The organism is Staphylococcus sp. HMSC061G12, from assembly GCF_001838465.1.
GTDB lineage: Bacteria > Bacillota > Bacilli > Staphylococcales > Staphylococcaceae > Staphylococcus > Staphylococcus simulans.
In genome coordinates this window covers 89481-100542 of sequence record NZ_KV837033.1, presented here as the reverse complement: position 1 = coordinate 100542, position 11062 = coordinate 89481, and the positions used below count along the sequence as shown (strand labels likewise).

The window sequence follows — 11062 nt, the reverse complement described above, 5'->3', positions numbered from 1 at the left end:
TTTTTATATATCAACCGAATTTGACAAAGAGCCTCTTTTTTTGTCCTTTTGAATTAAGGATGAAAAATCAGTAATAACACCACTGCCACAATTTGTGCAACAGAAGTTGTAATAATTCGACGCGTATAATAATAGCTGATTGATAGAATAGCTTGTACGATGAAAATAAAAATGCATAACCAGATTTTATCGAAGTAGAAAAAGAGTGAACTTGATGCGAGTGCAGTAATCACAATCGCTGCCCAAGCCGGTAACTTAAGATTCAACAATTGTTTTTGCAGTACCGTACGCATATAAAGTTCATGACAAGGAATCACAAAGAGTAATGTCACTAAAATCTGCCATTTAAAGTAAACGCCAGAACGTGATAAATCTTTAATCAATGATGTATACGTTAAATCTTGTGACATCAAAGACATAATCAACTGTACAATGATTAATGCGATTGCGGTTAAAATACCGATACCGATAGACGTCAACAATCGTTTAGATTCTAAATCACGTTGATAAAAGACATAACTGATACCCGCAAACAACATAATGCCTGTATACAGATACCAATATTCTTGTCGTTCTCCCCACATGATAAATAAGATGATGTGGAACACTACAAAGCTTATCACAAACCATAGTAATGCTTTTGTATTAGTTTTCATTATATTTTAACCTTCTTGATCAACTATCTTATAGCGTTTATGATTAATTACCGTTTTTTCAGGTAAATCTAATGATTCAAAATTTTTCATAATAGTTAAGTCAACAATAACAGAGTTATCATTAATTTTTTCGACACGGCCTCTTAAACCGTCATAAAATTCTACAATATCTCCTACTTCTGCAATAGTCATTACAGATCCTCCTTGAATTATACTATTCTATATTGTACTAAAATTCTCTCTTCAAATAAACAAATATCCTGTAAACACGTTATAATTGTAATTGAAGTCCGACTGGTGCCTTTTTTCTGGCAAAGTGTATAGTTGGCATTTTATCCTAAATTAGGGCATAAATAAAGTATCAAGCAAAGTAAGTACAGAAGGAGAGAAAATGTATGAAGTTTGTTAGTAACAAAGGTATTACAGACCCCACATTAAATTTAGCAATGGAAGAGTATGTGTTAAAACACCTTCCTAACGATAGCGATTACTTTTTATTCTATATTAACCGCCCTTCTATCATTATTGGTAAAAACCAAAATACGATTGAAGAAGTTGATCAACACTATGTAGATGAACACAATATCGATGTTGTGCGTCGAATTTCAGGCGGCGGTGCCGTTTATCATGATTTTGGAAACTTAAACTTCAGCTTTATCACTGATGACGACGGCAACAGTTTCCATAACTTTAAAAAGTTCACAGAACCGATTGTTCAAGCTTTACAAGCAATGGGCGTAGATGCTGAAATGACTGGACGTAACGATATCCAAATCGGTGCAGCTAAAATTTCAGGAAATGCGATGGTTAAAGTGAAAGAGCGTATGTTCAGCCATGGTACTTTAATGTTAGATAGTGACTTAAACGAAGTTGCGAATGCTTTACGTGTAAACCCTGCGAAGATTCAATCTAAAGGTATCAAATCAGTACGTAAACGTGTCGCAAACATCTCTGAATTCTTAGAAGAGCCGATTGACATTGAAACTTTCAAAGAAATTATCCTAAAACATATCTTTGGTGAACATGAAGTTGAAGAATACGTGTTAACTGAAGATGATTGGAAGAACATTGAAGCATTAAGTAATGAAAAATATCGTTCATGGAATTGGAACTATGGTAAAAACCCTAAATATAACTTTGAACGTGAAGAGAAATTCGAAAAAGGTTTCGTTCAAATTAAATTGGATGTTAAGCGCGGACGTATTGAACATGCGAAAATTTTCGGTGACTTCTTCGGTGTCGGCGATGTGTCAGATTTAGAACATGCATTAGTCGGCAGCTTGCATAATTTCGAGAGTATTGAAGCGGCTTTATCTGAATTCGATACGTATCATTATTTCGGAGATATTCCAAGAGAAGAATTAATTCGATTAATGTCATAATTAAATAAGCTTTACATGATTAAGGTGAGAACTCAGTTTCTCACCTTTTCTCATTCAACTTTAACAAAAAGAAAAATCCCATTAAGTCAACGTCTAAGACATTGATTTAATGGGATTCTTACAGTAACGGAAACGGAGGGATTCGAACCCTCGCGCCGCTCTCGCGACCTACACCCTTAGCAGGGGCGCCTCTTCGGCCAACTTGAGTACGTTTCCATATGGCTCCACAGGTAGGACTCGAACCTACGACCGATCGGTTAACAGCCGATAGCTCTACCACTGAGCTACTGTGGAATAATGTAATTTCTTCAAGCACAAATACTATTATAACAATCCCTTAAAATAATTCAAGAGAAAATAACGAAAAAGTTGCGGAACATTTACACTCATTCCCTATAAACATCCCGCAGTTTGAGATAATATCATAAAATGTTTAAAATTACGCTAGCTGCGTGGCGTGTTATTAATCACTAAATAAGTACAAAGTGTTTCATACACGTCTAAAGCAGGTTTAGAGTAGTCAATAGGACGCTCTGTATTCCATTTAATTTTCTTAACACGCTTTCTAATGATGTGTTCATAATAAGCTGCATTTTTATATTGATGCCAGATAGTACGGACTGTTGCGGTTGTGATTAAAGATTGTCCGTCAGAAAAAGTGATTTTAGTGGTATTGTTCTTCAACGCTTTGATATCTTGTACAAATTCAATGTTAATCCAAATATTGTCTTCAGAGCGTTCAGAATGGGTAGAGAATAGAAAGATTGAAATAACTGGTGAAAGTAAAATGGGTGGTTTACTGTTGATGTTGGTAATCCGAGCGGTATCAGTTCGAAGTGATTGAAAGGTTGAACCATAAAAGCGACAAGAGTTGTCTAAAGTTTTTTGCGGGGGGCTTTCTACAATCCTCGGATCTTTATTGTAGGTAAGCAATTTTGTATGGAGTGCTCCATACTCTTGAGCAATGACTGGGATAATGGCCATATCATCGCTTTTGAAGATGCTATGTTCGTCCATAAGCACGTCCTCCTATTTAATTAATTACGATTAGAATTCGTTAGACATCTAATCATGTAATTATTGTATACTAGCACCTAGAAAAGTCAATAGAAACTTTTGAGTTAATATTACACTTTTAATTTTTAAAAAGTCAGAATATTCATTGATTTTAGATTAAATGCAATGTATACTCGTAAATAACTTAAAAAAAGAAAGGCAGTGATTAAAATGAATCACAATATCAATGTAAAAAATGGAACACTGAAGGCGTTCGTAGCGAATGTAAACGACCTGGGGGTAGAACTCGTAATTGATCAAGCTCTACGTAATGTACGTAAAGAAAAACTTACAGAACTGATTGACCAAGCTTTAATCGAAAAAGATGAAGCAGCATTCAATCGTTACATTGAAGAATATAATCAATTGGAGGATGTTTTAATTGGCTAACTCGTCGTGGGATTCCTGTTCCTGTTCATACTAAAAGGTCTATTCATTTCAAATACCGAATGAATAGACCTTTTTTTGTTTGCTTATTTTTAAGCATAATGAGAAATAAACTTCGTTCTATTTCCCCTCTTGATCATTTAAATAGTAATAGCCAATTGTATAAGTCAGTACTTCATTATCTTGGATTGGACTCGCTTGATCTTGAGATTGATGACGTACATTTTTATGGGCATCTTTGAAGACATCTGAGCTCAACCAATTTTTGAAACATGCTTCTGCATCCCAAATTGTTAAAATTTTCACTTCATCATATTCTTTTAAATTATTTGTCGTTGTGACAAACATTTCTTTAAAACCTTCAATTGTTTCAATACCTTGTCGTTTGTAAAAACGTTCTACAATTCCTTCTGCTGAACCTTTATCTAATTTCAATTTGTTTTCTGCCATAAACATAGCGCATACACTCCTTTATCTGTTTTCAATTAATTTTCCAACCACAACAACACGTTTATCAGAACGCGAAAAAGCATCTTCACACGTAGATAACGTCATTATCTTGTCTTGTGGATGAACTGAAATATCTGTTTTGATTTTCGATTTATTTTTCGTTTCTTTTAAAAACTGTTCGTATTCATGTACATTGTTGAAATTTGTCTGTATATAGTTATCATGGGCATCCGTCGAATATGCGCTGAATACTTTTAACGCATACTGATGATACTTTGTATCAAACTCTATCGTTTGATGTGCATCATAAAATGTTTGATTCAAATATTGATGTAACTCATCAAACATAGTTTTATCGCCAACACTATGACCATAAAGCACTGTATTTTGAGATAAATCTTGTAAGTTATTACGATAATCTACAAAGATACTGCCCTTTTTCGTTTTTTGTTTCTTAAAGTTATGTTCTAAGTAATCTTCATTATCTCGGGATTGTAAAACGGGATAATTCAAACTCGTACCTTCTAAACGAATCCACCCATGAATGTCAGAATTGACCTCTGCTAATGCTTCAAATTGTGGGCGGACCCCTTTCTTTTTATAGTCTGTTTGTAAAACTTCGTATTGTTTTTCTTCCGCTTCATTATCTAAACGATGTTGGAAGATAAGATAGATAGCCGCAATAATAACCAGCACTAATCCAAATTGAATGACACGTATTAGTTTATTCATCATTAACACCCGCCGTGACATTTACCAATTAATATGCCGCAATCTTTATCATGAATAATCTTTGCGTCGATTTGGTAAATTGTTTTTAATAATTCTGATGTCACGATAGCTTGCGGCTTGCCTTGTGCTGCAATTTCTCCATTTGCGACACAAATCAGTTCATCACTATAAGTTAAAGCCTGATTTATGTCATGAAGCACCATGATGATAGTTAAACGATGCATGTCGTTTAACTGTCGAATCATCTCAAGGACTTGATATTGATAATGTAAATCTAAAAATGTGGTAGGTTCATCTAATAATAAATATTGTGGTTCTTGGACTAAGGCCATTGCGATAAAAACGCGTTGTTTTTCGCCACCGGACAAAGCGCCAATCGGACGATCTGCATACTTAGTTAAATTGAATTGTTCAAGTACACGTTCAATGACCACTTCTCCTCTTACATCTTTCTTCAACCAACGATGATGACTATATCGTCCATAGCGCAGTAATGTTTTAACGGTGAAATCTTCAGGTGCTGTATTGTTTTGATGGACTGCTGATAACATTTGCGCAAGTTGTTTCTTACCTAATGTATTCAAATCATTGCCTTCTATGTACACACAACCAGCCTGAGGTTGAAGATAACCTGCAAGCATTTGAAGTAAGGTACTCTTACCTGATCCATTCGGTCCGATAATAGAAGTTACCGCATGACGTTTAATTGTCAGATTCAAGTCATTAAAGAGTTGTCTTTGACCATATTTAAACTCAACGTTGTTGATATTCATTTCGGTACGCTCCTTTACAGATTAAATAGATAAGATAAGGTCCGCCGATAATGACCGTAATAATATGCGCTGGCACTTCAAATTGACGGGACATCAACCTGCCAAGTGTATCCGCTAATAGCACGGCTATCGCACCGAATAACACACAACAAATCACAACTTTCTTATAGTCACTGCCGACTAATCGACGTGCAATATGCGGTACAATCAAACCAACAAAGGCCATAGCACCAGCTACAGCTACTGCACTGCTCGCTAAAAAAACCGCAATCAACCCTATCCACATACGATAACGTTGTATAGGAAAGCCTAAGTTGTGTGCTTGTCGATCATCAAAACCCAACATATTCGCTTGAAAGATAACAGTTATAGCTAAGATAAGTCCTATGCATGTAGTCACTGAAATTTGTGCTGCGTCTTTCCATACTTTTAAAGATAAACCAGCAGATAATCTCACAGCTGGGTTAGCGGTTAAATATTCCAACATACCATTCAACATCGCATACATCGACACACCGACAAGCAGCATGCGCATCGGATTCAGCTGATAACGATGTTGTAAATAAAACAATAAAGTAAATGGCAATAATCCGCCTATAAAGCTGATAATTGGCATATAAAAGAATAAAGTCGGCACCAAAGTCATCACAAGTGCTTTAGCCACCAAAGCACCTGAACTGACACCGATAATACTGGCGTCCGCAAGCGGGTTTTTCAGCACTGCTTGTAAATAAGCACCCGCTACGGATAACGCAGCACCTGCACAAATCGCGACAATGATACGTGGTAAACGTAAATCTATAATCGCATCGATTTGATTATCATGACCTGTTGCGATTTTATTCCAAAGCTGAGCTGAACTTATGCCTAATTTACCGTTAAGCAACGCAAACAAGACCACTACAACAAAGAGAATTAAGGTACAAATAAAGACGACACTGAATTTATATTTCATACTCCACCTCATTTCTTGTTGTAGAAGATATCATATAAATCTTGCATGGCTTGGTCTGCATCGATATTAGCTGTAATGCCGAAAGGTTGTTCTTCTAAATCATAGACACGACCTGTCTTGACTGCTTTAAAATGTTTCCAAATATCATTTTCTTTGAATTCTTTATCAAACATCTTTTTAACTTCTTCAGGCATTCCATGTGGCAAACGCAGAATAATATCTGGATCAACGTCATACAGATACTCTGTATTAGAAGCTAGATATTGTTTCGAATTTTCTTTAATCACATTTTCACCGCCCGCAATTTCAACTAAATTGCCGATATAAGAGCGATTCGTAGCAACTAAATAACTGCCTGGCACACCCATTAAAATGAGTACTTTAGGGTGCTTTTGTTGCGCTGCTTTTTGTCTGATTTGTTCTTCTGCATGTGTCAATTTTTGATTTAGCTTTGATGCTTCTGTTTCACGATTAAATTCTTTACCCATCTGTGAAATAGAAGTTTTCATGCCTTTTAGACTGTCATAGTCATAAAAGATAGCTTTAGCTTTAATCATTTTGAACTTAGGTTTTGTCTCATCTTCAATAGTAGAAACGCCTAAAATATGTGTCGGGTGAACAGCTTGTACCTTCTCCATATCTGGTGTCATCGGTTGTCCGACTTTCGGTACATTGTCATATCTTTCAGGCAGTGTTTTATATGAGTCGGGTTTACCTGCAATGTCTAAATTCAAAGCATCTAACGTTTGTGTCAAAGCTACTGTTGTCGGTACAATGCGGTATTTTTCAGAAGATGTTTGGTTATTTTTATCTTCTTGTGCTTGGCAACCAGTCAGTAGAACAATTAAACCTAAAAGTACAACACACCATCGTTTAATGTTTTTTCTCATGACCTTTACCTTCACCCTTTCTAACGTAAAGTGTAGAGACTACTAACAAAGCACTCGCCAAAATAATCACCGCACCTAAATAAATTTGATTCATTCTCTTTAAATACTTTCCAACATCTGAATGTGTCTTTGTAAATTTAATAGGTTCACCATCATCCGCATGCCGATTGAATTTAGGAAATATTTCAGGCAATGGCGGTTCTTCCATTGTTTTTGCAGTTTGTGTTGTTTTAACAGCACTTGGTTGTGAAGGTCTTGATGACGTAATAAATGGTGTGTCATTCATCGATTGTGCCTGATTAAATGCTGGATTGGTTGGTGTTTGTTTATGATTGTGTGTCTCAGATGCATGTTCTGACGGAGTTTCTACTATAGTATTTTCTTTAGTTTCAACCGTTTCTGTCGCTTCATTTGTTGATACTTCTGTGCCCTCATCTTGTTTGATAGATGTGCCACCTTTTTCTTCTTGTTGGCTTGGTGTGTCTGTCTCTTGAGCTGTTTCATTAAACACCATTTCAGTTGTATAGTGATGATCATAATTTAAATGCGGAACAATAACATGTACTTTTGAGGTCAACATTTTCTGATCTTTTGGCATGTTAAATTCAATGACACGTTGATCTTGTTGTGAATCTTCACTTACCACTTTTACTGGAATACGCGTTTCACCATTAAAGATTTCGAAAGACTTCCACCACGCAGCATTTTTTAATGTCATTTGAACAGTAGCTTGCTGATTGTGATAGGTCACTTTAGCTGGATGTACCATATATTGATCCATCACTGATCGTTCATTTGTTTGATGTTTTAATACTTTGAAATTCAAATTCTGTATTTCTGATACGTGGGTATTGGATTTCTTAGGAAATACTTTTTTGGGTGTGTGTTTTTCTGTTGGTTGTGTATCTGGTTTTGGTTGAACGTCAGTTTTTGGCTTCGATTCAGGACTTGGCTTTGGTGTCGGTTGTACTTTAGGTGTCACATCTTTTGGCAATTGTGCTTCTAAATTAATTTTGGTTGTATAGTGATGATCGTAATGAATATCAGGGACGATAATATGTACTTTTGAAGTAAATGTTTGCGTCTCTGATGTGACTTCAACTTCTACAATACGTGCTTCTTTTGTTTCACTGACTGTACGTACATCACATTGTTTATCACCTTCATATAATTCAAAAGCTTTCCACCACTCTGGATACAGCAATTTAAACTGTAAATAAACTTTGTTGTTTTTAGTTTTGACAGTTGCTGGATGTGCCATATAATCATTCATAACTGACACATCCTGACTGTTTTCTTTATAGACTTTAAAAGGTATCTCTTTAATTGTTTGTTGTGATAATGTTTGATGATTGACTTCAGCTTTTGAGTTGTCAACGGTAAATGAACAAAGTAAGCTGCCACATAGTACAGCAACTAAACATTTGTGAGGTACATTCATTTTAATGTTGTCCTTTTTTACGTTTATTGACGACAAAAAATAGAAGTAATACAGCTGAAGCACCCATTAAAGTGATATAAAGCCATTTAGATTCACCGGCAGCTGTTTGTGGATTTGTCGGTGTCGCATCTGATGATGTTGCTTTTCCTGTTGCTTCGGCATTTTCTCCTTTTGAAGTGTCACCTTTTGAATCATCCGCATGGGATGCAGCTGCGGCACTGTCACCTTGCTTATCACCTTTTAATAAATATGTAATGTTGTAGTTATGGTCATATTTAAAAGGTTTACCGTTTACTTCTTCATCGATATACACTTTAATTGTGCCTGGAATTTCGCCTGATGTTTTATCGATTAAAAATTCTGAAGTACGTTCATCTTTTGCTTTATCTTCATGCACAATATTTTCTTTTTGACCGTTAAATGTAAAGTTAACAATCCAATGACTGTGGTTGACTGTGAATTGTACATATTGTTTACCGTTTTTATCAATTAACTTAGCGGGTTTATTGAAATAATCATTTGCCATCGATACGTCTTGTGTCTTATGTTTTAAAATATCGTAATTCAGATCTTTTTCAGCAGCTGAAGCTACAATGAAAAAAATGGCCCAAGTTAACACAATTAATACCGCACTCATTGCGATAACTTTCTTGATTGTTGTTGTCATATGAATCATCCTTCTTTCTATATGATGAGAGGTTGTGAGAGACCCACAACCTCATTTTCTTGATTCTCAGGAATACATTACAGACTATTTTTCTTTGATTTCACGTGTCTATTCCAAAACAGTGCGATACCGCCTAAAAATACAGATAAAATGCCAAACGTTGTCGCTGATTCTTCTGTACCGGTTTTCGGCAATGCTTTTGCCTTAGCAGGTGTTGATTTGTTTCCTTTAACTGATTTTACAATTTCAGACTTCATTGCTTTAGCTTTAACTGAACCAAGCGGCTGTACAGATTTAGATGCCATAGCTTTCATAGATGGTTGAGTTGCTGCCGCATCTTGTACTTCTGTCACAACTTCAGATACTTTTGGTTCTGTTTTTTGAACTGACATCGGTTCTACTTTTATTTCTGGTTTTACATTAGACTCATCCGATGCTTTTTCAGTCGATTCATCGACTTGCTTAGTATCTTTTTCAGGTGTGATAACTTTTGGTTGTACTTTTTCTTTTTCAACTGTTTTATCTACAACTTTATCAGTTGCTTGATCTTCAGCTTTTTCTTGTGGTTTAGGCATAGGTTTAACTTGTGGTTTTGACTCAGGTGCTTTTAAATCAGCAACCGCTTCGTCAAAAGCAATTTGTGTCGTATATTTATTGTTGTAATTGATGCCTGGGACTACAATATGCACCTTACTTGTTAACATCTTTGTACCTGGTTTCACTTCAAAGTTGATAACTTTTTGATCAGCTGATTTTGAAACCTCATGTTGTTTGAGCTGTTGTGCACCATCAAAGAGTTCAAATGATTGCCACCAATCTGGATTTTTAATTGTAAACTGGACAAATGTTTTACCATTTTCCTTAACCACTTTTGCCGGGTGGTCCATATAATCATCCATGACTGATTTTTGATCTTCACCGTCTTTTTTAACCATAAAGCCGATTTCTTTTATAACAGGCGCAGCACTTAGAGTTTCTACTTTAGGTGTAGTGTGGTCAGATTGTTGTTCAACTTGTGGTTTTGGAGCTGGCTTTTCTACTTGTGGCTTAGGCGTCACTTTCGGTGCTGCTGCATCTGATTGTTGTTGATTTGATTGTGCAGTCGGCGGTTTATTTTGGTCAAGGTCTTTAATTCTTACATGGTAAGCACCTTCGTAGTTGATTTTAGGTAAGCTGACTTTCACAATCGCATCATAGTGATCAATACCAACTTGATATGGGAAGACGACTGTTCTTTCATTCTTCTTCGTATCACGTGCGATCGTTTTCACACGCTCGTAACCTTCTTTAGTATCCACCATAAAGTCATCCCACATACTGTCTGACTTAATTGTCATCGCCACATAGTGTTTACCGTTTTGTTGGAACACTTGCATCGGTTTGACTACTTCAAAGTCCATGTGTGAAGGTTCATTTTTCTTACTATGCAACACTTCAAAGTTATGTTGTTCTGGGTTTGTAATTGTGAAATCTGACAATGGCGCATTTTTAAATTCTTTTTTCGCTGCTTCTAACTGTTCTTGTAATTGTTCTTCATAGTCAGCAAGCATTTCTTTATCATTTTCTGAAGGCACTTTATCTTTCGCCATCAACTTCTTAAGTTGATAAATCTTATCTTCTAACGTAATCGCATTATCGAATGCTTCTGTTTCTTTCTTTTTCTTATACTCATC

13 protein-coding genes and 2 tRNA genes are annotated in these 11062 nt (G+C 35.8%); 2 read left to right on the top strand and 13 right to left on the bottom strand.

Going from position 1 to position 11062, the window contains the following annotated elements; translation table 11 throughout:
• Positions 1-53 precede the first annotated feature (53 nt).
• Both HMPREF2937_RS03385 and HMPREF2937_RS03380 read right to left on the bottom strand, forming a co-directional pair.
• A complete protein-coding gene (locus HMPREF2937_RS03385; RefSeq protein WP_070864031.1) occupies positions 54-656 on the bottom strand; it encodes a CPBP family glutamic-type intramembrane protease in 603 nt (200 codons plus the stop codon).
• 6 nt (positions 657-662) lie between these two features.
• Positions 663-848 carry a YkvS family protein gene (locus HMPREF2937_RS03380; protein ID WP_002480449.1) on the bottom strand — a complete coding sequence of 62 codons (186 nt, stop codon included), beginning with the start codon at positions 846-848 and terminating at the stop codon, positions 663-665.
• A 203-nt stretch (positions 849-1051) separates the two neighbouring features.
• Here HMPREF2937_RS03380 and HMPREF2937_RS03375 point away from each other — a divergent pair, with 203 nt between their 5' ends.
• Entirely contained in the window at positions 1052-2038 is a 987-nt protein-coding gene (locus HMPREF2937_RS03375; RefSeq protein WP_002480448.1) for a lipoate--protein ligase, read from the top strand.
• 127 nt (positions 2039-2165) lie between these two features.
• Here HMPREF2937_RS03375 and HMPREF2937_RS03370 read toward each other — a convergent pair.
• The 3 genes from HMPREF2937_RS03370 to HMPREF2937_RS03360 form a co-directional block, all read right to left on the bottom strand.
• Positions 2166-2254 (bottom strand) — tRNA-Ser (locus HMPREF2937_RS03370).
• A gap of 3 nt (positions 2255-2257) precedes the next feature.
• Positions 2258-2332, bottom strand: a tRNA-Asn gene (locus tag HMPREF2937_RS03365).
• Positions 2333-2482: 150 nt separating this feature from the next.
• Positions 2483-3055, bottom strand: a complete 573-nt coding sequence (locus HMPREF2937_RS03360) for a competence protein ComK (RefSeq protein WP_070864030.1) — start codon at positions 3053-3055, stop codon at positions 2483-2485.
• 210 nt (positions 3056-3265) lie between these two features.
• Between HMPREF2937_RS03360 and HMPREF2937_RS03355 the strand changes: the two genes are divergently transcribed.
• A complete protein-coding gene (locus HMPREF2937_RS03355) occupies positions 3266-3484 on the top strand; it encodes an IDEAL domain-containing protein (protein WP_002480446.1) in 219 nt (72 codons plus the stop codon).
• A 117-nt stretch (positions 3485-3601) separates the two neighbouring features.
• Here the strand turns inward: HMPREF2937_RS03355 and HMPREF2937_RS03350 are convergent, their stop codons facing one another.
• From HMPREF2937_RS03350 to HMPREF2937_RS03315, 8 genes are all read right to left on the bottom strand, one after another.
• Positions 3602-3937, bottom strand: a complete 336-nt coding sequence (locus HMPREF2937_RS03350; protein ID WP_002480445.1) for an antibiotic biosynthesis monooxygenase — start codon at positions 3935-3937, stop codon at positions 3602-3604.
• Positions 3938-3952: 15 nt separating this feature from the next.
• Positions 3953-4663 carry a class B sortase gene (gene srtB, locus HMPREF2937_RS03345; RefSeq protein WP_070864029.1) on the bottom strand — a complete coding sequence of 237 codons (711 nt, stop codon included), beginning with the start codon at positions 4661-4663 and terminating at the stop codon, positions 3953-3955.
• A gap of 2 nt (positions 4664-4665) precedes the next feature.
• A complete protein-coding gene (locus HMPREF2937_RS03340) occupies positions 4666-5436 on the bottom strand; it encodes an ABC transporter ATP-binding protein (RefSeq protein ID WP_070864028.1) in 771 nt (256 codons plus the stop codon).
• Positions 5417-6391: a FecCD family ABC transporter permease gene (locus HMPREF2937_RS03335; protein ID WP_070864027.1), complete on the bottom strand. Its 975-nt coding sequence runs from the start codon at positions 6389-6391 to the stop codon at positions 5417-5419. Before HMPREF2937_RS03335 ends, HMPREF2937_RS03340 begins: the two co-directional genes overlap by 20 nt.
• 8 nt (positions 6392-6399) lie before the next feature.
• A complete protein-coding gene (gene isdE, locus HMPREF2937_RS03330) occupies positions 6400-7281 on the bottom strand; it encodes a heme ABC transporter substrate-binding protein IsdE (protein WP_070864026.1) in 882 nt (293 codons plus the stop codon).
• The gene (locus HMPREF2937_RS03325) at positions 7265-8722 is read right to left on the bottom strand and encodes an NEAT domain-containing protein (protein ID WP_070864025.1); all 1458 of its coding nucleotides are present in this window, start codon (positions 8720-8722) and stop codon (positions 7265-7267) included. Before HMPREF2937_RS03325 ends, isdE begins: the two co-directional genes overlap by 17 nt.
• Position 8723: 1 nt before the next feature.
• Positions 8724-9389, bottom strand: a complete 666-nt coding sequence (isdC, locus tag HMPREF2937_RS03320; RefSeq protein ID WP_070864024.1) for a heme uptake protein IsdC — start codon at positions 9387-9389, stop codon at positions 8724-8726.
• A 77-nt stretch (positions 9390-9466) separates the two neighbouring features.
• A partial coding sequence (locus HMPREF2937_RS03315; protein ID WP_070864023.1) for an NEAT domain-containing protein occupies positions 9467-11062 on the bottom strand: 1596 nt, incomplete at its 5' end.

Coding starts and splice junctions, on each gene's coding strand:
- HMPREF2937_RS03385 (WP_070864031.1), bottom strand. CDS start 656: ATGAAAACTAATACAAAAGCATTACTATGGTTTGTGATAAGCTTTGTA.
- HMPREF2937_RS03380 (WP_002480449.1), bottom strand. CDS start 848: ATGACTATTGCAGAAGTAGGAGATATTGTAGAATTTTATGACGGTTTA.
- HMPREF2937_RS03375 (WP_002480448.1), top strand. CDS start 1,052: ATGAAGTTTGTTAGTAACAAAGGTATTACAGACCCCACATTAAATTTA.
- HMPREF2937_RS03360 (WP_070864030.1), bottom strand. CDS start 3,055: ATGGACGAACATAGCATCTTCAAAAGCGATGATATGGCCATTATCCCA.
- HMPREF2937_RS03355 (WP_002480446.1), top strand. CDS start 3,266: ATGAATCACAATATCAATGTAAAAAATGGAACACTGAAGGCGTTCGTA.
- HMPREF2937_RS03350 (WP_002480445.1), bottom strand. CDS start 3,937: ATGTTTATGGCAGAAAACAAATTGAAATTAGATAAAGGTTCAGCAGAA.
- srtB (WP_070864029.1), bottom strand. CDS start 4,663: ATGAATAAACTAATACGTGTCATTCAATTTGGATTAGTGCTGGTTATT.
- HMPREF2937_RS03340 (WP_070864028.1), bottom strand. CDS start 5,436: ATGAATATCAACAACGTTGAGTTTAAATATGGTCAAAGACAACTCTTT.
- HMPREF2937_RS03335 (WP_070864027.1), bottom strand. CDS start 6,391: ATGAAATATAAATTCAGTGTCGTCTTTATTTGTACCTTAATTCTCTTT.
- isdE (WP_070864026.1), bottom strand. CDS start 7,281: ATGAGAAAAAACATTAAACGATGGTGTGTTGTACTTTTAGGTTTAATT.
- HMPREF2937_RS03325 (WP_070864025.1), bottom strand. CDS start 8,722: ATGAATGTACCTCACAAATGTTTAGTTGCTGTACTATGTGGCAGCTTA.
- isdC (WP_070864024.1), bottom strand. CDS start 9,389: ATGACAACAACAATCAAGAAAGTTATCGCAATGAGTGCGGTATTAATT.